Consider the following 25,333-nt stretch of genomic DNA (forward strand, 5'->3'; position numbering starts at 1 on the left):
CTGCTTATCCCCATCAAAAAAGGAGAATTTGAGCGCTGCTTATCCCCATCAAAAAAGGATAATTTGAGCGCTGCTTATCCCCATCAAAAAAGGATAATTTGAGCGCTGCTTGTCCCCATCAAAAAAGGATAATTTGAGCGCTTCTTGTCCCCCCCTTCTTAAGGGGGGCTAGGGGGGATCTGGCCTCTGCTAGCAGCGAAAAATCTCAAGGATTTTAGTTTTCAGTTAACACTAATAGCCGATCGCCCCACATCACAAAAGCTAAGCCGATCGCCCCACATCACAAAAGCTAAGCCGATCGCCCCACATCACAAAAGCTAAGCCGATCGCCAACAATGACATAAGATTTAGCAATTACCTAAAAACCGGGTTTTCATACCAAAAAATCTCGTTACAGCCGCCCACCAGAGTATAAACAATCGATTTCTTCAGTAATTGTGCCTAAGTCCTTTTATCGACGCTCTCACATTGCACCTAAGCCTTAAGGCGGTTGCACAATCTTAGCAATTCAAGCTGCTATTAGAATAGTCCGCATTACTCGGAGGCTGACAAGGGTTGGCTGCTAATAACTGCGTGCGGTAATTAAAATGGATATTTATGAACTTATCTAACGAAGATACATTTGCACCGATCGCCCCCGGTGCGATCGACTTAGAGCTAGAAGCCAAAACCGATGCCCCTTTTCCGATCGTCGGGATTGTGGCCTCTGCTGGAGGGTTGGAAGCATTCATCCAGTTGCTGATTCACTTACCCGCAGATACCGGCATGGCATTTGTGCTGATCCAGCACCTAGCGCCCGATCGCAAAAGCCTGCTGGGCGAAATTCTCAGCAGAACCACGCAAATGCCCGTGGGCGAGGTGGAAGACGCGATCGCCCCAGAACCGAACCATGTTTACATCATTCCGCCGAATACCAAGCTGCTGCTGCTGGAAGGAAGGCTGAAACTGATGCCGAGGGAGAAGGTTTTTGGCAAATATATGCCGGGAGATGCGTTTTTCGAGTCCTTAGCAGTCGATCGGGGGAACAAAGCCATCGCCGTAGTTTTATCGGGAGCCGATGGAGACGGAGCCTTGGGGCTGATGGCCATCAAAGCAGCCGGTGGCGTGACTTTTGCTCAATCCGAAGCAAGCGCAAAATTCGACAGTATGCCCATTACCGCCGTCGCTACAGGCAGTGTAGACTTCATTCTGCCGCCCGAAGCAATTGCGCGGGAACTAGAAAATCTCAGCCGCCATGCCTTTCTAGTCGGGCCGCTCCCCGTCACAATCCCTGAAGAATTGCCAGAACCCGGATCTGCCCTGGGGACTATTTTTGCGCTGCTAAAATCGACCGCAGGCGTTGACTTCACCCACTACAAATCGGCCACCCTGAACCGACGAATGCAGCGGCGGATGCTGCTGTACAAGATGGTACGATTGGAAGATTACGCCCAATATCTGCTCGAATATCCGGCGGAAGTCACAGCTTTGTATGAAGAAATTTTGATCCACGTCACGAGTTTTTTCCGCGACTTAGAAGCTTTTCAACGCTTAAAAGAGCAAGTTTTCCCCACAATTACCCAAAATAAATCGGCAGAAGCTCCGGTGCGGATTTGGGTGGCGGGATGTTCGACTGGTGAAGAGGTTTACTCGATCGCCATTTGCTTGTTAGAGTATTTGGGCGATCGAAATCTGTCGCTGCCGATTCAGATTTTTGCTACAGATATCAGCGAAGGGGCGATCGGCAAAGCGAGGTCTGGCCTGTACTCAGAAAACCAAATGTTAGGCGTTTCCGAAGAGAGACGCACCCGCTTCTTTGTCCCCGTAGAAACAGGCAGATATCGCATCAGCAAAGCAGTCCGCGAACTGTGCGTATTCGCCCGACAAAACTTAGGCATCGATCCGCCTTTTTCTAATCTCGATCTGATTAGCTGCCGCAATGTGCTGATTTATTTAGCAGAACCTTTGCAAAAACGAGTTTTGGCGATTTTTCATTACAGTCTCAACCCAACAGGCTTCTTGATGCTCGGCACTTCCGAAAGTACGGGCAAATCCTCGGACTTCTTTACTTTAGCCGACGGGCCGTCTAAAATTTTTACCAAAAAGTTAACAGCAACTCGTCCCCGACTTTCGTTTACGACGAGTTTCTCTCCCCTCTCTCAACTAGATAATCGGCGGCCAATGAATGCAAATTTTGCCAACAGCTTTGACTTGCAGCGCGAAACAGACCAATTGATTTTAAATCGCTCTGCTTCTGTCGGTGCGGTGGTGAACGACCAGATGGAGATTCTGCAACTGCGGGGAAATACCAATCGCTACTTGAGATTAACACCAGGAACGCCGAGTTTAAATTTGTTCGCAATGGCGGTTTCAGGATTGTCTGCGGAGCTTCGCACCGCAATTTATCAAGCGCAAAGCCAGAATGCGACGGTGAGAAAAGAAGGGGTGAGGGTGGAAGAGGGCGACACGACTTTCGTCAATTTTGAGGTGATTCCGTTCCAGCCGGCGATCGTGGAAACGCGCTATTTTTTGGTGCTGTTTGAAGAAGCTTTACCCCCAGCAAGCGACCTGGGAACCGTAACTTTTGACAGCTTAGAACCAAGCGATTTAGAGCGGGAAATAGTGCGACTGAGGCAGGAAATTGCCACCGCCAACCAAGATAAAACACTGGCTCAAGCGCACCTGCAAGCGGTGGTAGAGGATCAAGAAAATCTCAATCAAGACCTGAGAGTTGCCAACGAAGAAATTATTTCGAGCAATGAAGAACTGCAAAGCATCAACGAAGAACTAGAAACGGCTAAAGAAGAAATTCAAGCTACTAACGAAGAACTGATTACTACTGTCGAGGAACTTCGCACTCGAAATCTCGATTTGCAGCAGGTTAATAATGATGTGACTAATTTGCTTGCTAGTATCAGTATTCCAATTTTAATGCTGGCCGACGATTTGCGGATTCGCAGTTTTACGCCGATGGCGCAGCGACTGTTCAATCTAATTTCTACGGATGTCGGGCGCCCGTTTAGCGACATCCGAGCCAATCTGGAAATTCCCAATTTAGAAGCGATGATTTGGGAGGTGATCGATACTCTCAATACCAAAGAACAAGAAGTGCAAACTGCATCGGGATATTGGTACGCCCTCCGCATTCGTCCTTACCGGACGCTTGAAAACCAGATTGAGGGTGTGGTAATAGTTTTGATCGATATTGATGCTCTCAAACGCACTGCTGCAACGTTAGAAACGGCTCGCAATTATGCAGAAACAATTGTGGAAAGCGTGCCGACGCCTTTAATTGTGCTGGATGCTGATTTGCGAGTGAACACTGCCAATCGAGCGTTATACGAAACGTTTCAAGTTTCATCTTCCGAAACTGCCGAAGCTGACTGGTTTGAATGGGCTAACGGGCAGTGGAATATCCCGCAACTGCGAGGGCTTTTGGAAGATATTCGGGTTAATAATGTTGAGATTAACAACTTTGAGATCGAGCAGGTTTTTGAGCTGATCGGGCCGAAAACTCTGCTGATCAATGCTTGTAAAGTTGAACCAAAAGACAGCGTTTCCATGATTCTGCTGTCGATCGAGGATATCACCGCTCGCAAGCAGTTTGAGAAAGAGCGATCGCAGTTATTGGAGCAGGAAAAGTTGGCCCGCGAACAAGCAGAAATTGCTAACCGAACTAAAGACGAATTTCTGGCGAATCTCTCCCACGAGCTCCGCAATCCCCTGACTCCGATTCTGGCGTGGGCGCAAATGCTCCGCGAGGGGAACCTGAAGCAAGCAGCCGCCGATCGCGCTCTAGAGGTGATCGAGCGCAGCGCCAAGGCCCAAGCTCAGTTAATCGAAGATATTCTTGATGTTTCCCGGATTACGAACGGTAAGCTTCAACTTATCACCTGTGCGATCGATCTGCGGTTAGTGGTGCAAGGTGCGATCGATGGGATTCAATGTTCAGCGGAAGCAAAAAACATTCAAATTGTTTCGCAGTTGACTTCTGCTGTTGTCTTGGGAGATATCGATCGTTTGCAGCAGGTTTTGTGGAATATCCTGTCTAATGCGATTAAGTTTACTCCATCGGGGGGACGAGTGGAAATTGTGCTGGAGGCGATCGACGATCGAGCAGAAATTCGAGTCACCGACACGGGAAAAGGGATTGCACGCGAGTTGTTGCCGCATATTTTCGATCGTTTCCGCCAAGGAGATTCTAGCACCACTAAAACCAATCAAGGTTTGGGATTGGGTTTGTCGATCGTGTACCATCTTGTCGAATTGCACGGGGGAAGAGTGCAAGCCGAAAGTCCGGGTGAGGGACAAGGAACTACCATAATTGTGAGATTGCCTTTGCGAGCATCGGGTGAAGAGTTGACACCGCCAAACGGTTTAGAGTCGGCTGCATTTTCAGAGTCTTTGAACACTTTAGGCGATCGTGTCCCTTCTTTGGAAAATTTGCAGGTGTTAGTTGTCGATGATGAGGCTGATACGCGGGAGCTCTTAAAATATGTGCTGGAACATTACGGCGCTGAGGTTGTGACAGCGGAATCTGTAAGAGCCGCGATGGCTGTTTTGACGGAAAATCCCGGCAGATATGACGTGCTGATCTCGGATTTGGGAATGCCTGAGCAAAACGGATATTCTTTAATTCAGCAAGTGCGAGCTCTTGCTGCGCCAGCCGGAGGAAAAATCCCTGCCGCTGCGCTGACTGCGTATGCGAGCGAGCAAGAGCGCGAAAGGGCGATCGAAGCGGGTTTTCAAACACATATTACGAAACCTGTGAAGCCTGTTCAATTAGTATTAATAGTTGCCAATTTAGCAGGACGATTTTAAATATTTTGGGGTTTTGAGTTATGATATTTTAGATAAGAATTAGCGGTTTCAACTCTTATCCCCCCCTTCTTAAGGGGGGTTAGGGGGGATCTCCGGATCGAGAGGAAGAGAATTATGACCAAATACGGTTCACTTAACATATTTATGCCCCGGAGATCCCCCTAAATCCCCCTTAAGAAGGGGGACTTTGAGAACTCTCTTATCCCCCCCTTCTTAAGGGGGGTTAGGGGGGATCTCCGGATCGAGAGGAGGAGAATTATGACCAAATTAAACGACTCCAATTTCCACCTACCTTAGAACCCAAAACTTATCCCAATCGCCCAAGAACTTCGGAAAAATCCAACTCCAGCCGAAAAAAAACTTTGGCAAGATTTTCTGAGAAATTTCCCTTTTCGAGTTTTGAGACAGCGGCCTATTGACAATTTTATCGTAGATTTTTATTGTGCTGCTTTAAGATTGGTAATTGAGGTTGATGGAGAGAGTCATTTTACCGAACAGGGGAAACAACATGATGCAGAAAGAACAGGGATTTTAGAGGGGTATGGGCTGAAAGTTGTCAGGTTTACGAATGTTGATGTGTTGCAGTGTTTTGAGGGAGTTTGTCAGGAGTTGTGGGCGGAGGGCGATCGTAATAGCAGAGGCCAGATCCCCCCTAACCCCCCTTCAGAAGCAGGGTGGATTAATTGTCAAGAGGCGAAATCAAGGCTATGAAGGCTATTGACCAACTTTATGCGAGGCATTTAACAGGTTTATCTTGACTAGATAAATCAAAAAGTAACTCACTCAAATCTTCAATTTGATTAGCCATTAATCTTAAAGCTTCAGGAAAAGTACGAGTACCTTTCAGGCGAGCCAATGAAAATAAAAATTGTCTAACCATTGCCCAATTGGCTGGTGCATTGCCACCACGACGAATATCGTTATCCTCGTTTAACGTCACATCTTTCACCCAATGCAGTCGATTCTCAATCAACCAGTGCCCACGAATAGCCTCGGCAAATTGACTCGCCGACCAATCCAGACTACTTAAATAATAGTGTATTTCATCGAAATTAACCAGATGACGACGACTTTTTTTTCCCTCCCATCTGGTTCCATATCTCCTGACCACAATTATGTGTTTTGGACCAGCCCAAAGGGGTAATAATTCAGGTGGAATTGGATAAATCTTGGTGTGGCGAGTTGTGGTTCGCCCATGTACCGATTCAGAGACTTCATGTTCGTCAGTCGCCACGGCAGAACTCACTAATTTTTTAGCCGCTTTAAACAGATTTAATTGATTCTTTTTGAGCGTAACTATATAGTCATTGCCACAATTAATAATTAAGGCTAGCGTTTTTTTTTGACAATGTAGTGCATCGAGGGTAATTACTACTTTATTACCGGAGAGTTCCTTGACTAGCTCCTGTACGACTTCGACTTCACTTTTCTGTTTATTTTCCATAACTTGATGTCTCACCACCCATCCATGATGATGACTATAAACGGAAACCATACTGACAAAATTTTGGTAAGAGCTGTTGCCACCTGTTAAGGTACTTTTAATGCCTTTTCCGTCCATTGCCATCAATTCTCCTTCGTCTATTGACAATGTTTGTTTACACCACACATTAAAAAGAACTGCTAAAACCTCAAAATCTAATGCTTGAATTATATTTCTAAATGTTGAATCTGATGGAAACCGAATATCAGGCGGGAGAGCCAATAATTTTATGAGGGCTTTTCGATGATTCTCGGTGAACTCAACTAAAGGCTTATACCCCCAATATCCCGTACAACTACCCAACAAAATTATCGTTAATATCAGCCAAAGTTCATGTCTAATCCCTCTCGGATGTCGATGATCTGGAACGGCCTTAATTGCTTCAATTAAATTCATTGCTGATGCACTCCATAATTATAATCTACCCATCCGGGGCAGACTTGATTGCCTCTTCTATCATACATTCCCCCCTGACAATTAATCCACCCTGCCTAACCCCCCTTCAGAAGGGGGGGACAAGAGTATCATTTTGCTTTAAAAACAATTGCCAAAAAGAGCACAACATGAGACAATACAAAAAAATATAAAAATTCGGGAGTTATGATTCTTGGTAACTATTAAATGTCGGGGCATTACCTTCTCAAATATCCAAGCTGTAATCTTCGACAAAGACGGCACTCTAGAGGATTCTCAGGAGTTTTTGAGATTGTTGGGAATTAAGCGAGCGCGCCTCGCAGATGCTCAAATTCCGGGCGTTGGAGAGCCTTTACAAATGGCTTTGGGTATCAATGGCGCTAGCATCGACCCCACGGGTTTACTAGCAGTCGGTAGTCGCAGGGAAAATGAGATTGTTGCAGCGGGATACATCGCGGAAACTGGCAGGGGATGGCTGGAATCTTTAACTATTGCGCGCCGCGCTTTTGATGAAGCTGACGAAATGTTTAAAAATGCGTCTTCTTCTCCGATGTTTGTCGGCAGTTTGGAAGTGCTGAAAAATCTTTCGGAAGCTGGTTTGAAGCTGGGAATTCTGTCGGCTGCTACGACTGCGGCAGTGCAAAAGTTTGTGAAACACCACGAATTAAGCGATTGGATTCAGTTAGAAATGGGAGTTGATTCAACGCTTCACAAGCCTGATCCGAAATTGTTTTTGCAAGCTTGCGAAAAACTCGGAGTAAATCCCGCAGCCACTTTGATGGTGGGAGATTCGGCGGGTGATATTCAGATGGGTAAAGATGCTGGCGCGGCTGGCTGTATCGGGATTTGTTGGGGAAATGCTGAGGTTAATCATCTGGAAAAGGCTGATGTGGCGATCGCATCTTTGGATGAGATGATAATTGTAGCAGAGTAGGGACACGGCAATGCCGTTTCCTCCAAATCTTTTCGGGCGGGCTAGAAGCCCACCCCACAAAAGCTAGGGAAACGGCAATGCCGTTTCCTCCAAATCAGGACACGGCATTGCCGTTTCCCTACAAACAACGCAGGCCAAGAATTATTACATCTCTTTCCACGCCCTCAAGTTCGGCAATTTTTGGCAGATATCCCCACTGCTGAAACCCAAATTTCTCGAACAATCTTAAACTCGGCTGATTGTGAGCAAAAATTATGCCCATCAGCGTTTTGAGTTGCAATTGTGGACTCCGCATGATTGCCGATTGCAATAATTTTTGTCCGATTTGGCAGCGTTGGCGATCGGGCGCGACGTAGATGCTAACTTCTGCGGTATGCTGATAGGCGGCGCGTCCGTAGAAAAGCTGAAAACTCAGCCAGCCAACGATATTTTGTTCTGATTCCATTACCCAAATCGGCAAGGAATTGGGAGAATGTTCTCTGTACCACGCCAGACGGCTTTCGACGGAGACTGGTTTTAAATCTGCTGTGGCCATTCTCCCTGGTATTGCTGCGTTGTATATTTGGACAATTGCGGGTAAATCGCTTTCAATTGCGTCGCGGATTTTCATCGTTTGGTTGACTGTTGACTGTTGACTAATGACTAATGACTAATGACTAATGACTCTTGTAAAGTTCCATGACATCGCTAACGGGCATCCGCGAATTTGCTCCCAATGTCAGCGGTGATATGTGTCCCCGCTGCAAGTGTTCTGCCGCCGCACAGCCGATCATTGCTGCGTTATCTGTGCAATATTTTAATGGGGGAAACAATACTCGCAAGTTGTTTTTGACTGCGGCGGCTTGTAAGTGTTTTCGGAGTCCGCTGTTGGCTGCGACTCCTCCACCGACTACTATAGTGCTAAGTCCTAAATTTAGTGCACAGGCGATCGACCTTTTAGTTAAACCCTTGGCTACTGTTTCCTGAAAGCTAGCCGCAATATCATTAATTGTAGAGGCAGCCAAGATGCCTTCGCCACCAGCATTAATATCTTGTTTTTTGAGTTTCTGCACTAATTGCAAAACTGCTGTTTTCAAACCACTAAAGCTGCTGTCGTAGGGATGGTAGCCACCACCAGGCAGCGAAATTCTGCCTTCTGGTAGAGGGTACGCTTGGGGATTGCCAAGGGCGGCCAATTTGTCCATCAGCGGCCCGCCGGGATATCCTAGCTGTAAAAGTCTGGCGACTTTATCAAACGCTTCGCCCGCCGCATCGTCGCGGGTTTGTCCTACTGTTTCGTAAACGCCGCAATCTTTAACATAAATTAAGCTGGTGTGTCCGCCGGAAACTAATAGACACAAAAATGGTGGCTGTAAGTCGGGTTCGATTAGGTAAGAAGCGTAAATGTGTCCTTCGAGGTGGTGGACACCTAAAAAGGGTTTTTGGTGGACTATTGCCAAGGTTTTCGCCGCTGTCAACCCGACTAACAATGCACCTACTAAACCGGGGGCGCAAGTCGCTGCAATGCCGTCAATTTCTGACCAACTCAGGTTGGCTTCACTCAGACACTGGGCAATTACCTGATTTAGCATTTCTAGGTGACTCCGCGAAGCTACTTCGGGCACTACCCCGCCGTACTGCTCGTGGATTTTAATTTGTGATGCTACAACATTGCTGCAAACTTGACGATTCTTAACAATTGCTGCTGCTGTTTCGTCACAACTTGTTTCGATCGCGAAAATGGTTGCCATTAATCTGGTAATTTTATTTGATAGGTTAGCTATTGCTAGCTTAACTAATTTGGCGCAAGTCCCCCGCGCCAGCCTGTACTCAGGTTATTGTTAGGGATATTTGCCCGATCGCGACAGTTAAGCCCATCATTAGATGCAGGCTGTGAAATATCCTCGCGGTATTGCTAGCTTGCCACTGACTGATGTACTGATGCGATCAAACGCGAATTCCTAATTCTATTGGGATTTGCCGCATCAACGATCAATGCTTCGCATTGTCAACAAATGCGGTAATCTGGATTAGAGATCGGCAAGTTGAAATGCTTGTAGAAAAAATTATTGTTTTGTAACAAAAGGAAACAATTTCATGCGACGATTGTTTGCTGCAATTTTAGTGGTTAGTCTGTGGATCAGTTTTGCTCCAGTTGCTTCGGCCTACAATTTGGTGCCGTGCAAGGACTCCCCCGCGTTCCAGGAACTGGCTAAAAATGCTCGTTCTACCAATGGCGACCCAGCATCTGCGAAGGCAAGATTCGATCGCTATTCTGCGGCTATGTGCGGCCCGGAAGGATACCCACACTTAATCGTAGATGGTAACTTGGCTTATGCTGGCGACTTTTTGATTCCCAGCCTGCTGTTCTTGTATATTGCTGGTTGGATTGGTTGGGTAGGCCGCGCTTATCTGCAAATCGCCAAAAAATCAGCGACTCCAGAGGAAAAAGAGATTATTATCGACGTTCCTGTGGCAATCTCCTGTATGCTGAGCGGCGTTTTATGGCCTCTAGCAGCACTCAAGGAAATCACCACTGGTGAAATGTTTGCCAAGGATGATGAAATTACTGTTTCCCCCCGCTAAAATAGGGAAATGGAGCGAACGCTAATAGCTAAGAGTTAAGCAATTAACTGCAAGTTAGCAATTAGCGTCTTACCGAGCGATCGGCAATTACCAACTGTCTCAAAATTTCAGGAGCAGAATTCATGCAATATTTTGTCAAGTTTCTTTCAACCGCACCAGTATTGGCAACGATTTGGATTGCTATTCAAGCGGCCGGTTTGATTGAATTTAACCGCTTTTTCCCTGACTTGCTTTTCCATCCGATGCCTTAAGATTTGACCGAAATTAGGTCTTAAAGTCTTGGGTAAAAAAGTTGAGAGTTTTGAATTTTGAGTGAAAGGTTAAAGGTTAATTGAAAACTCAAATATCAAAACTCTCAAACTATATATAGCCTTTCTCAGTGACATGAGGTGAGCATAGGGCATAGGGCATAGGGCATGGGGCATAGGGCATAGGGCATTGTTGACTACTGACTACTGACTACTGACTACTGACTACTGACTATTGACTACTGACTATTGACTAAATGACTATTGACTAAATGACTAATATTGTGAATCGATGAAGTCTTATATCGCCGCAGCAATTCAAATGACTAGCTTGCCTGACCTGCGAAAAAATTTGGTGCAGGCAGAGGAATTAATCGACTTGGCAGTACGTCAGGGTGCGGAGTTAGTTTCCTTACCAGAAAATTTCTCGTTTATGGGAGAAGAGGAGGAAAAGATTGCTTCAGCAGAGGCGATCGGACTCCAAAGCGAAAAATTCCTCAAAACGATGGCCCAACGCTTCCAGGTGACGATTCTGGGCGGCGGATTTCCGGTGCCGACGGATGGGGGGAAGGTCTACAATACTTGCTTGCTGATAGACCCAAACGGCACCGAAGTTGCCAGGTACAAAAAAGTACATTTGTTCGATGTGAATGTGCCAGACGGGATTACTTACAGGGAATCGAACACTGTGAAAGCTGGTGAAGATTTGCCGCCGGTTTATGTGTCGCCGGAGTTGGGGACGCTGGGACTTTCGGTGTGCTATGACGTGCGGTTCCCGGAAGTGTACAGGCATTTGTCTCACAAGGGTGCTGATGTTTTGTTCGTGCCGGCGGCGTTTACAGCGTACACTGGCAAGGATCACTGGAAGGTGTTGTTGCAAGCTAGGGCGATCGAGAATACTTGTTATGCGATCGCCCCGGCGCAGACTGGACACCACTACGGCCGCCGTCAAACTCACGGTCACGCGATGATTGTAGACCCTTGGGGTGTGGTTTTGGCGGATGCTGGAGAGGAACCGGGTGTGGCGATTGCAGAGATTAATCCCGATCGACTAGAACAAGTCCGCCGCCAAATGCCATCGCTGCAACACCGGGTTTTTCTGTGAGTTGTGGTGGCTTGGTACTTCGTAATTTTGAGACCAATTGGTCTCAAAATTGCAGTTTCCGTCAGCCACCAGACCTAAATAGTTTTTATTCGGTCGCGTAATTGTGTACGTTCGTACACGAAAAAACTTGGATCGTGTGCGGCCAGAACCTGGTTGGGGCGGGTTTAGGGTTGAGATAAAGCCGATCCCCCCTAACCCCCCTTCTTAAGGGGGGGGACAGGAGTGCTATCAAAGTCCCCCTTCTTAAGGGGGATTTAGGGGGATCGAGACTGCGATAAAAGCGAAATTTATCAAGAGGTTTTTTTCCCGCAGATGAACGGCTAATAACTCGCGATAAAATGTCTAATGCAGGTTCAAGTGCACTTCTGCTAAAAGGCGAATTGACGACAGTAGAATTGCACAAAATGCGTCTTTTTTTGGAGAAATGAAACACACTCTTTCGGTTTTAGTAGAAGATGAAGCGGGTGTCCTCACTCGAATTGCTGGTTTATTTGCCCGTCGGGGTTTTAATATTGAAAGTCTGGCCGTTGGCCCGGCGGAACAAGTTGGTGTGTCTCGGATTACGATGGTTGTACCGGGAGATGACCAGATTATTGAACAGTTGACTAAGCAACTGTACAAGTTAATTAATGTGCTGAAAGTTCAGGATATAACCGAAATTCCCTGCGTGGAAAGGGAGTTGATGTTGCTGAAAGTTAATTCTGCTACCGGGACGCGATCGGAGATCATTGAGTTAGCTCAGATTTTTAGAGCGCGGGTGGTGGATATTGGTGATGATACGCTGACTTTGGAAGTTGTGGGAGATCCTGGTAAAATGGTGGCGATTGTCCAGGTTCTGAATAGGTTTGGGATTAAGGAAATTGCTCGGACTGGGAAAATTGCCATGACTCGCGAGTCGGGCGTAAATACTGAGTTTCTTAAGTCTTTGGAAGCGAAAGTTTAAGTCAGTTGTCAGTTGACAGTTGTCAGTTGATAGTTGTCAGTTGTGAGTTGTCATTGGTCACAAAGTATCTTTTAACTTTTAACTTTCGACTTCTGATTACAACAGTTGACAGTTGATAGTTGTCAGTTGATAGTTGTCAGTTGATAGTTGTCAGTTGATAGTTGTCAGTTGTCATTGGTCACAAAGTATCTTTTAACTTTTAACTTTCGACTTCTGATTACAAATGACCAATCACTAAGGATATCGTGTCCGGTTGTATCAGAATCATAATTTTCCGAGTTCAGCACTTTGATTCAGCTTAGCTCGCGAGATGCTCGCATTGCGTTATCATTCCGATGTAACCCAACTCGATATGACAACTCGATATGACAACTGTCAACTGTCAACTGTCAACTGTCAACTGACTAATTACCATACTGGTTGACTTTCTATCAAATTTGTGGCTGTTATACTGTCTACGGCTTTTGAAAAAAAGTATCCCTGTCCGTATTCGCATTGCAGGGCTCTGAGCAAATTAAGCTGTTCGATGGTTTCGATTCCTTCAGCAATTACATCCATGTCTAAATGACTGGCTAAAATTAGAATAGTCTGTACAATGGCTTCGTTTCCTTCATCTTCCGTCATGCGGCTGACAAAAGCTCGATCGATCTTTAAGGCATCAGTGGGAAAAGTGTGCAAGCGGCTTAAAGAAGAATAGCCCGTTCCGAAATCGTCAATATATAATTCAATTTCTAAATTTTTCAATTCCGTGAGGATAGCGGCGGCTGATTCGGCATTGTCCATGATCACGCCTTCAGTAATTTCTAACTTAAAAGTGCGAGGGTCAAGCTGAGTTTCTTGTAAAATTTCGCTCAGGCGATCGATTAAATCTGGCTGTTTAAATTGTTCGTTAGAAAGGTTGACGCTGACAGTCAATGGCGGATTTGCTGGGAATTTTTGGTGCCACTCGTGGATCTGACGGCAAGCCGATCGCATCATCCACCAACCAATAGGTACAATCAATCTAGTTTCTTCTGCGACTAAAATAAACTCGCCGGGAGAGACTAAACCCCGATCGGGGTGATACCATCGCAGCAGCGCTTCAAAACCGCTGATTCTACCGCTAGTTAGAGAGACGATGGGCTGGTAGTAAAGCCGAAATTCCTCGGAGTCTAGAGCGCGCCGTAGGTCGTTTTCCAGTTGCAACAGGGCGACGGCGCGAGTGTGCATACTTAAGTCAAAAACTTCATGGCGAGCTTTGCCCAATCCCTTGGCGTGATACATGGCAGCATCTGCATCTCGCAGCAGTTCTTCGGGTCGATCGTACAATATTCGGAACGGCACCGGGAGAACTGGGGAGTCGGGAGATAGGCAAGACAAAACAGTTTCCCGATCGACATTTCCCAGATTTGCTGGACTAGAAAATTCGCTGCTTGGACTCGAAGGCTGCGGCAAACCAGAACAAACAATGCCAATGCTAGCACTGCTAAAAACTTGATATTCGTTGAGGTAAAAAGGCTCTGCCAGTTCCGCTTGCACTCGTTCGGCAATGACGATCGCATCATCGGTGTTTTTGATGTTTTCCAGCAAAATAGCGAATTCGTCGCCGCCGAGACGGGCAACGGTATCTCCAGTGCGCAAACAGATTTCCAGGCGCTGCGCGATCGCGATCAGCAAGCGATCGCCCACTAAATGCCCCAAACTGTCATTAACAACCTTAAAGCGGTCTAGATCGATAAACAGCACCGCAAACAAAACTTCGGGACAGCGTTTTGAAAGCTCGATCGCGTGTCCCAAACGATCCATAAATAAAGCTCTGTTTGGCAAACCCGTTAGCGTATCGTGCAAAGCATCGTGTACTAACTTGTCTTCGGCTATTTTGCGGAGGGTGATATCTTCGACAGTACCTTCGTAGTAAAGCAAATTGTCGTCAGCGTCGCGAACATCCCGGCCATTCTCGGAAACCCAGATGGTGCTGCCGTCAGCGCGGTAAACTTGGGACTCGAACTCAGACACAGAACCGTGTTTTTCGATCGCGCGCAAAAACTCGACGCGGCGGTTGGGATCGAGGTATAGTTGGTGATCGATATCGTGGATGTTTGCGATCAGTTCAGAGGCAGACTCGTAGCCATAAATTCTCGCCAAAGCCGGGTTAGCACTGAGGTATCGTCCGTCGGGCGTTGTCTGAAAAATTCCTTCGATCGCGTTTTCAAAGATGCTGCGGTATTTCTCTTCGGCTTGTTGCAGTGCGAATTCTGCCTGCTTGCGATCGCTGATATCCGTCAGCGTCCCCAGATAGCCGAGAACTTCCCCGCTGTTGGCAATTTCCGGCACTGCTTGCCAAAATATCCAGGTTGTGCGATCGCCGTTGCAAAAGCGGTACTCTAACTTACAAGACAACTTGTCTTTGACAGCGCGATACCACAGGCTCAAAACGCGATCGCGGTCTTCGGGATGCAAACTTTGAGCCCAACCTTCGCCTAGTGCATTTGGCGCAGTCAGTCCCGCCATCTCCAAAAATCGCTCGTTGACATACAAGCAATCTCCAGCAGCGTCGGCGCGCAAAATCCCGACTGGCAGTATTTTAGCTAAGGTGTAATAGCGATATTCGCTTTCTAGCAGGGCGCTGGCAGCTACTTTAGTCTCTGTGATGTCAAACATTGCGCCTTGAAGGATCACAGACTTGCTTGCTTCATCGCGAACTGCGATCGCTCGATCGCGGAACCAGACAACTCTGCCGTTCCGGGCGATCGCGCGGTATTCTGAAACTAGCGGCGCGTCGCCAAAGATATCTTCTCCGTCGGTAAATTTCTGTGTGGCGTTTTCAACTAACACGCGATCGCGGTCTTCTGGGTGAACGAGTTTCAGCCACAGATCTGGGTCTGCCTTCCATTCAGCTACAGAATAACCCAGAAAAGTCTCGATTTGAGGGCTGATATAAAGTTTGGCATTGCGGTTGAGCGGAGAAATGTAGGTGACAGCCGGCATTTGTTCTACAAGGGCGCAGTATTTCGCTTCTACGGTGCAGAGTGCTGCTTCTAGGCGCTGCCGTTCTAATTCGGCGGCGGCCCGTCCGGCAAAGATGCTGATGATTAGTTGAAATTTGGCAAGATTTGATTCTACCAAGGGGCGATCGTGTAAAATACAAATAATCCCTAAAGGTTCGCCGTAGGAGTTTTTGAGCAAGACTCCGAGGAAACTGCGCGCGCCTGTAACGATCGGTCTGCGGTCTTGTGGGAAGGTTTCTAGGAGACAGTCTGGACAGGAGTACATTCCCTGCTCAAACACCAGCGCTTCGGGAGTATTGGCGGTGTTGCACTCAAAGTTTGGCTGCTGCTGTCCGTCGCTCCAAAAACTGATAACTTGTAATTGATCGGGATCAGTATCGGCGCGTTTTATCGACTTAATTGATTTGTAAACAACGGCGCTGCGAACTCCGAGTGCTGAGGCTAAGTGGCGAACTAAGGTATCAAAAAATTCTGCTCCTCCGGGCGAATTAGTACCTGTTAAGATGTCGCCTAGCAAGTCTTCTTCTAATTGCGGGGAAGCCCGAACTTTGGGTGGGTTGACATTGGGAGGGTTGTTGTCATTTTGGGCGATCGAACCTTGGATGCTCAGACTAACGGTTTTGCTGGTGGAAGGCCCTACAAGAGGCGAAGAATTCACAGTTGGGCGTTGTTGCTGGGCGAATAATAGATGGTAGCCAATACTTAAAAGTTTACCCAAGAAGCTGTCTGCGATCGCCAACAGATTTGAGTTGGGGAAAATCAAAAACTTTTTCCAAATTTTCAATCCCGCAAATAAATCGGGCTGTAATTCTGTCAACAGCGGTTGCTCTGCGGCGCTTGGCAGACTGGGAGGCCTTCGCTGCCACTTGAGATAAATCGCGGACGCCAGGGCTAAAGTCGCCGATAATCCCAGAAGGTATGCAAGAATCTTAAAGTAAAGGAATAAATCTAGATCGAACATCGATTAGCACCGCTCGACAATTGTTGTAGTTATCTGAAGCCAATCTATTTAAAAATAACTAAGTATCGTCACAAATGGGTAACGAATACAAGGTAGGATCGGAGGTGAAGACGAAAATAGAGTTAATACCCTGATGAAAGCGATCGTTTTTGAAACGCCCGGAAGCCCGTCCGTATTGAAACTGCAAGATATCCCCGCTCCTACTATACAAACAGAAACTGAAGTTTTGGTGAAGTTGCGGGCGGCGGGGATTAATCCGATAGATACTAAGTTGCGATCGCGCGGCACTTTTTACCCCGAAAAAACTCCTCATGTTTTGGGGTGCGACGGTGCTGGAGTCGTAGAGGCTGTCGGTGCTGCTGTGCAGAGTTTCCAAGTCGGAGACGAGGTTTTTTTCTGCAATGGCGGTTTGGGTGGGTCGATCGGTACTTATGCGGAGTTTGCCGTTGTAGACGAACGTTTTCTCGCCATCAAGCCTGCTGCTTTAAGTTTTGCTGAGGCGGCGGCTGCACCGTTAGTTTTAATTACAGCATGGGAATCGCTGTACGATCGAGGGCGCTTGCAAGCTGGCCAAAAAGTGCTAATTCTAGCAGGTGCAGGCGGTGTCGGCCACGTCGCGGTACAATTGGCTGCATTGCAGGGTGCTGAGGTTTGCACTACTGTTAGTTCCGAAGCAAAAGCCGAATTTGTAAGGCAGTTAGGTGCAGATTCAGTTATTTTATACAAAAATACCGATGTTGTCGATGAAGTTTTGACTTGGACTCAGGGACAAGGAGTTGACTTGGCTTTCGATACTGTCGGGGGAGAAACTTTTTACCAAACTATTCCGGCTGTCAAGATTTATGGAGATTTGGTAACAATTTTGGAACCAGATCCGGATTTGGGGAATTTGAAAACGGCGAGAATGCGCAATCTGCGGATCAGTTTGGAGTTAATGTTAACTCCGATGTTGCAAGGTTTGGAACAGGAACAGGAAGATCAAGCTAATATTTTGCGGCAGTGTGCTGGTTTGTGCGATCGTAATTTGCTCAAAATTCATGTCAGCAAAACTTTTCCGCTAGCACAAGCTCAAGCTGCGCATGAATTGTTAGAAACAGGCTCGGTGACGGGTAAAATAGTGCTTGAAATTGCGGGCGATTGAGATTGCGGGCGAATGGAATTCGCGGAGATTCCCGGCGAATCGAATTCGCGGCGACATAAACAAAACCCGCCTCCGCGGGTTGAAGAAATTTTGGATTCAAGAATCGCGGGCGATTGAGATTCCCGGCGAATGGAATTCGCGGCGACATAAACAAAACCCGCCTCCGCGGGTTGAAGAAATTTTGGATTCAAGAATCGCGGGCGATTGAGATTCCCGGCGAATGGAATTCGCGGCGACACATACGAAACCCGCCTCCGCGGGTTGAAGAATTACGGGCAATTGCGATTATGTAGTGATTTTTGAAGTCAGTTCCCAATGAGGAATCATTGATTTCTCCTTGTGGTGAACAGCTTGATTTTTGATATATTTAGCCACAACGTCGAGCCCATCATGGCTAACAGTAAATGCCCCATAGCTGCCTTGCCATTTAAAAAATTCACCCGGTTTAATTTCGTGAGTGATTAAATGGGAAGAACTACCCTTGACTTGCTTAATTATCTCAAATACCGCCAAAGTCGTCGGAAAAGCTGTTAACAGGTGAACGTGATCTTCTATACCACCAACAGCAATCACCGTGCATCCCAACTTCTGACATTCTGCAATAATTGCTGCATAGATTACTTGTTGAATATCAGAAGTAATCAACGGCAATCTATCCCAGGTTGACCAAGTAAAATGGATATATAACTGCGTAAAATTGTCTCTCATTGCTATTAAAACTGTGTGAAATTTGTCTTCAACCCACGGAGGTGGGTTTTGTCTGTGTCGCCGCGATTTCAATCGCCGAGACATCTTCAACCCACGGAGGTGGGTTTTGTCTGTGTCGCCGCGAACTCGATTCGCCGGGGCTGCCGCGATTTCAATCGCCGAGACATCTTCAACCCACGGAGGTGGGTTTTGTCTGTGTCGCCGCGAATTCGATTCGCCGGGGCTGCCGCGATTTCAATCGCCGAGACATCTTCAACCCGCGGAGGCGGGTTTTGTCTGTGTCGCCGCGAATTCGATTCGCCGGGGCTGCCGCGATTTCAATCGCCGGGGCATTAAGTCGTATACTCCGCGTTAATCTTCACGTAGTCGTAACTCAAATCGCATCCCCAAGCCTTCGCAAAACCGCCGCCATTCCCGACAGCAACCTGAATTAAAACCGTGTCTTCCTTCAGATATTCACCAGCAGCCGCCGCCTTCATATAATTACTCGCAGCAGATTTATCGAACTCCTTCGGTTGTCCATTTTCCATCATCAAAAAATCTCCCAATTGAATCCGCAAATTCTCTTGATCGAAAGGAACACCAGCGCGCCCCGCAGCCGCCGCAATCCTTCCCCAATTCGGATCGCGTCCAAAAATAGCAGCTTTTACCAAAGAAGAACCGACAATTATTTTGGCAATTTTACTCGCAGAAACTTCGTCGGTGGCGCCGCTAACTTGTACTTCCACCAAACAAGTTGCACCTTCACCATCGCGGGCGATTGCTTTTGCTAAATGCACGCAAACTTCTGTTAGCATCGCCTCTAATTTCTCAGCCTCCGGGCCCATTTCTGTAATCGCTGGCGTGCGGGATTGGCCGTTAGTTAAAGCAATTAGCGAATCGTTGGTACTGGTATCGCCGTCAACAGTAATTTGATTGAAACTTCTGTCAGCCGCCCGACTCACCATTTCCTGCCATAGATGGGACGACACTGCTGCATCACAAGTTACAAATGCGAGCATTGTTGCCATATTCGGGTGAATCATTCCTGAACCTTTGCAAATGCCGCCGATCCGCACGGGGCGATCGCCAAACATGGTTTCCAGGGCGATCGTTTTCGGGACTAAATCAGTCGTACAGATAGCCTTAGCAGCCGCATCAGAACCAGTTTCCGATGCCTCAGCAACCAATCGCGGAATTGCCGCCCTCAACGGCTCCATTTTAATCCGCTGTCCGATCACGCCAGTGGAGGCCAAAAGAATTGATTCTGAAGGAATATTCAGCGCTTCTCCCAACAATTTGGCGCTTTCGAGGGCATCTGCTAAGCCTGCTTCGCCAGTCGCAGCATTTGCTTGTCCGGCATTGCACAAAATGGCTTTGGCGCTGGGTTTAGCTTGTAGTAGTTGGCGGCAGTAGTCCACACAAGCGGCCCGGACGGTGGATGTGGTGAAGACTCCTGCGGCGATCGCGTCCACTTCTGATAAAATTAAACTTAAATCCGGTAAGCCTGAAGGCTTCAAACCCGCTGTAATTCCCGATGCTCGATATCCTCTGGGTGCTGTAACTCCGCCGTCAATTTCTTTCCAGTCCGACATGATGACCTCCCTAGTAGCCTTCAATCTGCTGAAAAGGGATTATATCAAGTTTCTAGGCACAAACGTCTTTTATTCTTTGTGATGTATACGTTTGAGGCGAGCCAACTCTCATGCAAGCTCACCTTTTGCTCACAAGCACTACAACCGAAATCTTGCCAATTGGCAATTGCCAATGACTACTGATACCATTTTTTTAAAGATGTGATAGAGATAAAATACCGCCAGACATTGATAATTCTGTCTTTGAGTTTTTACATAAGTCTTGCATAACTTTAAAAAAATGGTATGACTACTGACTACTGACTAATTACTAATAAAAACCATCGCGACTGCTTTTTGATATCGATATCAAGAAGCAGTCGCGATGGTTTTGTAACTAACATAATTAATTTTTAGTTGGCAAACAACAAACTCGATTCAACTGTCTGGGTGTTGAAAAAAATGAGTTATTTGCGATCGACATTCGCCTGAGAACCAGCATCTAAACCAACTTCAGCAGCCGCGCGGCTCAGCATCGATTCCTGACGGTTTTTGACGAGGTGTTGGTGGCGCATCATCAGGCTGCGCGCTTGTTGTTGAGTTGACATAACTGATTTCTCCAAATTATAGGTAATAACTTCGTAGACAATTGTCGAAATTGAGCTTGCCCTAGCTCATGGTGGCGTTGCTGCGATCGTAACTGGCTTGAAGGCTGGGCTGTGGTTTGCCTTGAATGTGGCCCCAGTAGTGGGTATCTTCCATCCCGACTTCAGTGGCGCTGCGGTTGAGCATGGATTGCTGCCGGTTCTTCACCATCTGGTGGTGGCGCATCATCAGAGAGCGGGCTTGATTTTCGGTAGACATATGCGGTTCCTCCGTCTTCCTGGATTTAATATTGGGCTGTTTTTCTGTTCCTACTTATAAATATATCAGATAATTCTGTATCTAAAGCTACCGAATTGAAATTAGTAACAAAAATTTACAATTGGGTGAGAAGTGCGATCGAGATTGCAGGGAGTGCGTTAGCGAAGCCCTCGAAGAGGATCGCCCTTCCCTGAGAAAAAGTTAAAGTTGTCAAGGGCGATTCCCTAGGGGATAGCTTCGCTCGCGCGCACCGGCGCGATGCCTAAAAGTGCGTTAGCGAAGCCCACCCCTACGGGGGCTGCGCCAACGAAGAGGATCGCGCTTCCCTCAATACTTCGGACAGTTTTGCCACACGGACACTCCGCGAGCATTCCGCTAAAAAGTCACTGGGATTTTCACCAAAAAGACAAAAAAAGGTACTTTTTGCGTTAAGCTCAAAAACAGACGAACTTAAAAAAATGCTTAATAAATATTCTAGAATCTATCTTACAAAAAATGTCAGGGATTAGTCAATCCCCAACAAGTTTATGGTAATTTTATTTGACACCATATTGCTTGTTTATGGCAAGGTGAACTTTACCAATCTGAGCCCTTATAGTTCATTGAGTAAAAAAAACTGATATTCGTCATTTTTTAAAGAATTTTGATTTGAGCGAATTTCACCAATACCTTATCAAGAAAGCCTTGAACTGTAAGCTAAAAATTATTGCGACCATCGATTGTTCATTAATTAATGAAAGGGGCAAAAAACTGAAGAAAAAGCTACTTTTTAATTTATTTTCGGAGCTATTCGTGTTTTCAATAGCCTCTTGTAAACGCCGGAAATTCAATACAAATATACTTTACACCTTTATTAATAAGTTAGATTTAGACCCTAATTTAATTTTAAATCACCCTAACCTTCCGTCAGTCCTATCCTATGGTACTCTCGCTGCTCAAAAACTGTCCGAAGTATTGTTAAGTAAGAGTGCTAAGTTTCAAAAAATGCGTTAAAAATGGCATAGCAAGCTCTGTAAGGCTTACAGGGGGGTTGAAAAACTGTCCTGACTATTGATATCTAGGGCATCTTTTAAACGACAAACGATATGCAAACCCGATCGGTGTCAAAATAATATTAATGTTATTGAAAACTCTAAGCAGTCGAAGAAATGAAAAGCTCGCCCAAGATGTCACTGAGCCTTGTCTTGTTGATGCCGCTGGTGGTGCAAATCTCCGTAGCAGTTGGCGTCACTGGATGGCTATCGTTTCGTAATGGTCAGAAAGCCGTCAATGACCTTGCAACCAGGTTAAGCTTGGAAGTTGCAGCCAGGACTAAAGAAAATTTCCGCAGTTTTGGAGAGGTGTCTCACCTGTTCCTGCAAATGAATACTGCTGCGATCGCCTCTGGAAACCTAGACCCTGATGACTTCCCCAACTTAGAGCGTTATTTGTGGAACCAGACCAAGCTGAGCGATCGAACTACAACCATCTACTACGGCGACGAACAGGGCAAATTCCTCTTACTCAAACGCGAAGCAGAAGAATTAGTATACATCAGAGACGAATCAACTGCTCCCAACCGCCAAATTTATCGCCTCGACAGCCAGGGAAATCGCACTGAACTCATCCAAACCGCTGCCTACGACCCCCGTAATAGACCGTGGTACCAAGCTGCCAAACAGGCAGAAAAAGCTACTTGGTCTCCGATCTACGTCTTCACGGCCTCGCCAGTTCTGGGGATTACGCCGGTGATGCCGATTTACAATGAAACAGGAAAACTGCGGGGGGTATTGGCAATTGACCTGACTCTTTCTCAAATCAGTGATTTTCTTAAAAGTATCAAAATTAGCCCGTCTGGAGAAGTTTTTGCGATCGAACGCAGCGGCGAAATAGTCGCCAGTTCCACAGATGAATTGCCCTTTATCACTGACAACGACGGACAAAAACGGCTGTTGGCGACTAGGAGCAAAAATTTGCTAATTCGATCGGCATCCACGTACTTGCAAAAACGATTTGGCAGTTTTGCAGAAATTGACACCCAAGGACAGTTTACCTTCGATATAGACGGCAAACGTCAATTCATTACGGTTGCTCCCCTGCGAGACGGCCGCGGTCTGGATTGGCTGATTGTCGTAGCAATCCCGGAAGCAGACTTTATGGAGCAAATTAACGCCAACACTCGCACAACTATCTTATTGTGTTTTTTTGCGTTCATATTGGCGATCGTCCTGGGAATTTTCACCTCTCGCTGGGTTGTCACACCAATTACCCGATTGCTGGAAGCTTCCAAAGCTTTAACAAAAATGTCCGAATCTGCCGACTTCACCTCCGCCGAATTAGACGGCGAAGTTGAAGTCAAAGGTGTCAACGAACTCGGCGTCCTGGCTCAGTCTTTCAACCAGATGGCGAGACAATTGCGAGCATCTTTTGTAGCCCTAGAACAAACTAACTCCAGTTTAGAACAGCGAGTAGCAGAGCGGACTGCCGAACTCGAAGCCGCCGAAGCAGAATTGCGGGCTTTGTTTGCAGCTATGAACGAATTAATTATAGTTGTGGATGCCACGGGCCGCTATTTAAAAATCGCGCCCACAAATATATCCCTGCTCTACAAACCAGCCGAAGAATTAGTTGGCAAAACTGTCGGAGAGCTGTTTCCCCAAGCTAAAGCCGACATTTTTTTGCACCACATTCGAGCAGCTTTAGATACTCAGCAAACTGTCAGCATCGAGTACGATTTAACCATTGACAACCGCGAAGTTTGTTTTGCCGCCAGCATTTCGCCACTTTCAGAAGAATCCGTAATTTGGGTAGCCCGCGACATTACTGAACAGAAACGAGCCGAATCAATGCGGCGGATGAGGCAAAAACAATTGCTCAAACAAAATATGGTTTTGCTAGAATTGGCAAGAAATAAAGCGCTATATCGAGGCGATTTGCAAGTAGCTTTGAGGGAAATCACCGAAGCCGCAGCTCATACCCTAGATGCAGAAGTAGCCGGAGCGTGGTTGTACGACCAAAGTCGATCGAAACTGCAATGTCTCGACCAATTTCACCGCACCAACAGCCAGCATTCTCAAGGTAGTGAACTCGCAGTAGCAGACTATCCAGTTTATTTTAAAGCTTTGGAAGAAGACCGGACGATCGCAGCCGATGACGCTCTCTCAGATATCAGAACCAGAGAATTTGTGGCATCTTACTTTACACAAAATGGCACTAAATCAACCTTAGATGCGCCGGTGCGATTGGGAGGACAAACAGTCGGAGTCATCTGTATCGAACAGGTGGGAATTGCTCGCAACTGGACGGTAGAAGAACAAAATTTTGCTGCTTCCCTCGCAGATTTGGTATCATTGGCGATCGAAGCTAGCGATCGCGATCGGACACAAACCGCACTCCGCCAAGCAGAACAAAAATACCGCAGCATCTTTGAAAATGCAGTCGAAGGCATTTTTCAAACCACCCCAGAAGGCCGCTTCTTGAGCGTAAATCCATCCTTAGCCCGCATCTACGGCTACGCAACACCCGAAGAATTGACATCAAATCTCACAAACATCAGACAGCAGGCTTACGTCAATCCTCAGCAGCGCGAGAAGTTTATGCGAGTGATGCAAGAATTCGGACAAATTTCCGGGTTTGAGTCACAAGTTTACCGCGTTGACGGCAAGGTAATTTGGATTTCCGAAAGCGCCCGTGCAGTGTGCGACAGCGACGGCGAGGTACTCTACTATGAAGGGAGCGTCGAGGATATTAGCGATCGCAAAGTCTTTGAATCCGCCTTGCAACTCGCCCTAGAAGCAGCCCAAACAGCTTCCACCGCAAAAAGTGCATTTTTGGCAAACATGAGCCACGAACTGCGAACACCTCTGAATGCCATCATCGGCTACAGCGAAATGCTCCAAGAAGAAACCGAAGAATTGGGTTACGATGAACTCACCTCAGATTTAGACAAAATCCGCACATCCGGCAGACACTTGCTATCACTAATAAACGATATTCTCGACATTTCTAAAATCGAAGCAGGCCGCATGGATCTCTACCTAGAAACCTTCGACATCGCCACATTGATTGCAGAAGTCGCCGACACCGCCATGCCACTAATTGATAAAAATCATAACACTTTAAACTTACAGCAAATTAGCAATATCGGCACTATGCACGGTGACATTACCAAAGTGCGGCAAATTTTATTAAATTTGCTGAGCAATGCCGCCAAATTTACTCAAAATGGTACAATTACCCTCACCGCCAGCCGACAAGAAATCGCCAGCGATAGCAGCGCAGCGAGACCAGAAAACAATTCTGAACCTGCGGTAAATTCTCCATCCTCAAATCCCAGTAAAGAATTTTTAGTAATTAATTGTACAGATACAGGAATTGGCATGAATCCACACGAGTTGCAGCACATTTTCCAACCCTTTATCCAAGCAGATGCTTCTACCACGCGCAAATACGGCGGCACAGGTTTGGGACTAGCAATCAGCCAGCGTTTTTGCCTCATGATGGGTGGCAATATTTCAGTAAACAGTCAAGTCGGTGTTGGTTCTACTTTTACGATCCGCTTACCTCTAAATAATTAGCAGAAAGCACAAAAGTAAACACAGCTTGTTCAAGCTGTATCTTATAACAGTCCTGCACGCAAAGTGTCCGT

17 protein-coding genes are annotated in these 25,333 nt (G+C 46.6%); 9 read left to right on the plus strand and 8 right to left on the minus strand.

The genetic code is table 11. The features are described 5' to 3' along the window. The first annotated feature begins 597 nt into the window (after positions 1–597). Both K4039_RS10670 and K4039_RS10675 read left to right on the plus strand, forming a co-directional pair. The gene (locus K4039_RS10670; protein WP_265235154.1) at positions 598–4,800 is read left to right on the plus strand and encodes a CheR family methyltransferase; all 4,203 of its coding nucleotides are present in this window, start codon (positions 598–600) and stop codon (positions 4,798–4,800) included. Positions 4,801–5,115: 315 nt separating this feature from the next. Beyond that, positions 5,116–5,511, plus strand: coding sequence for an endonuclease domain-containing protein (locus K4039_RS10675; RefSeq protein WP_265235200.1), 396 nt, complete (start codon positions 5,116–5,118; stop codon positions 5,509–5,511). Between the two features lie 16 nt (positions 5,512–5,527). On the opposite strand, the gene K4039_RS10680 is transcribed toward K4039_RS10675, so the two are convergent. After that, on the minus strand, positions 5,528–6,679 hold the full coding sequence (locus K4039_RS10680) for an ISAs1 family transposase (RefSeq protein ID WP_265235155.1): 1,152 nt from the start codon (positions 6,677–6,679) through the stop codon (positions 5,528–5,530). Positions 6,680–6,890: 211 nt separating this feature from the next. Between K4039_RS10680 and K4039_RS10685 the strand changes: the two genes are divergently transcribed. Beyond that, positions 6,891–7,631, plus strand: coding sequence for an HAD family hydrolase (locus K4039_RS10685; RefSeq protein WP_265235156.1), 741 nt, complete (start codon positions 6,891–6,893; stop codon positions 7,629–7,631). Positions 7,632–7,749: 118 nt separating this feature from the next. Here the strand turns inward: K4039_RS10685 and K4039_RS10690 are convergent, their stop codons facing one another. Further along, positions 7,750–8,241, minus strand: coding sequence for a GNAT family N-acetyltransferase (locus K4039_RS10690; protein ID WP_265235157.1), 492 nt, complete (start codon positions 8,239–8,241; stop codon positions 7,750–7,752). Positions 8,242–8,287: 46 nt separating this feature from the next. Beyond that, positions 8,288–9,361: a tRNA (adenosine(37)-N6)-threonylcarbamoyltransferase complex transferase subunit TsaD gene (gene tsaD, locus K4039_RS10695; RefSeq protein WP_265235158.1), complete on the minus strand. Its 1,074-nt coding sequence runs from the start codon at positions 9,359–9,361 to the stop codon at positions 8,288–8,290. Positions 9,362–9,707: 346 nt separating this feature from the next. On the opposite strand from tsaD, the gene K4039_RS10700 reads away from it, so the two are divergent. The 4 genes from K4039_RS10700 to ilvN all read left to right on the plus strand — a co-directional run bounded on the left by K4039_RS10700 (position 9,708) and on the right by ilvN (position 12,492). Beyond that, positions 9,708–10,196, plus strand: a complete 489-nt coding sequence (locus K4039_RS10700) for a Photosystem I reaction center subunit III (protein ID WP_265235160.1) — start codon at positions 9,708–9,710, stop codon at positions 10,194–10,196. 122 nt (positions 10,197–10,318) lie between these two features. After that, complete coding sequence (psaJ, locus tag K4039_RS10705) at positions 10,319–10,447, plus strand: photosystem I reaction center subunit IX (RefSeq protein WP_265235161.1); 129 nt, start codon at positions 10,319–10,321, stop codon at positions 10,445–10,447. Between the two features lie 289 nt (positions 10,448–10,736). Further along, positions 10,737–11,549, plus strand: coding sequence for a carbon-nitrogen hydrolase family protein (locus tag K4039_RS10710; RefSeq protein WP_265235162.1), 813 nt, complete (start codon positions 10,737–10,739; stop codon positions 11,547–11,549). Between the two features lie 424 nt (positions 11,550–11,973). After that, positions 11,974–12,492 carry an acetolactate synthase small subunit gene (gene ilvN, locus K4039_RS10715; RefSeq protein ID WP_265235163.1) on the plus strand — a complete coding sequence of 173 codons (519 nt, stop codon included), beginning with the start codon at positions 11,974–11,976 and terminating at the stop codon, positions 12,490–12,492. A 408-nt stretch (positions 12,493–12,900) separates the two neighbouring features. Here ilvN and K4039_RS10720 read toward each other — a convergent pair whose 3' ends face one another. After that, on the minus strand, positions 12,901–16,296 hold the full coding sequence (locus K4039_RS10720) for a bifunctional diguanylate cyclase/phosphodiesterase (RefSeq protein ID WP_265235164.1): 3,396 nt from the start codon (positions 16,294–16,296) through the stop codon (positions 12,901–12,903). A 277-nt stretch (positions 16,297–16,573) separates the two neighbouring features. On the opposite strand from K4039_RS10720, the gene K4039_RS10725 reads away from it, so the two are divergent. Continuing rightward, positions 16,574–17,581 carry a zinc-dependent alcohol dehydrogenase family protein gene (locus K4039_RS10725; RefSeq protein ID WP_265235165.1) on the plus strand — a complete coding sequence of 336 codons (1,008 nt, stop codon included), beginning with the start codon at positions 16,574–16,576 and terminating at the stop codon, positions 17,579–17,581. 285 nt (positions 17,582–17,866) lie between these two features. Here the strand turns inward: K4039_RS10725 and tnpA are convergent, their stop codons facing one another. From tnpA to K4039_RS10745, 4 genes are all read right to left on the minus strand, one after another. After that, positions 17,867–18,289 (minus strand): IS200/IS605 family transposase, encoded by a 423-nt coding sequence (gene tnpA / locus K4039_RS10730; RefSeq protein ID WP_265235166.1) that lies wholly within the window; start codon positions 18,287–18,289, stop codon positions 17,867–17,869. Positions 18,290–18,621: 332 nt separating this feature from the next. Beyond that, complete coding sequence (argJ, locus tag K4039_RS10735) at positions 18,622–19,863, minus strand: bifunctional ornithine acetyltransferase/N-acetylglutamate synthase (protein WP_265235167.1); 1,242 nt, start codon at positions 19,861–19,863, stop codon at positions 18,622–18,624. Positions 19,864–20,309: 446 nt separating this feature from the next. After that, positions 20,310–20,450, minus strand: coding sequence for a hypothetical protein (locus K4039_RS10740; RefSeq protein WP_265235169.1), 141 nt, complete (start codon positions 20,448–20,450; stop codon positions 20,310–20,312). A 61-nt stretch (positions 20,451–20,511) separates the two neighbouring features. Further along, the gene (locus K4039_RS10745) at positions 20,512–20,706 is read right to left on the minus strand and encodes a hypothetical protein (RefSeq protein WP_265235170.1); all 195 of its coding nucleotides are present in this window, start codon (positions 20,704–20,706) and stop codon (positions 20,512–20,514) included. 1,166 nt (positions 20,707–21,872) lie between these two features. Here K4039_RS10745 and K4039_RS10750 point away from each other — a divergent pair. Then, the gene (locus tag K4039_RS10750) at positions 21,873–25,262 is read left to right on the plus strand and encodes a PAS domain S-box protein (RefSeq protein WP_265235171.1); all 3,390 of its coding nucleotides are present in this window, start codon (positions 21,873–21,875) and stop codon (positions 25,260–25,262) included. Positions 25,263–25,333: the final 71 nt, after the last annotated feature.

The sequence above is a fragment of the Lyngbya sp. CCAP 1446/10 genome (assembly GCF_026130175.1).
GTDB lineage: Bacteria > Cyanobacteriota > Cyanobacteriia > Cyanobacteriales > Microcoleaceae > Microcoleus.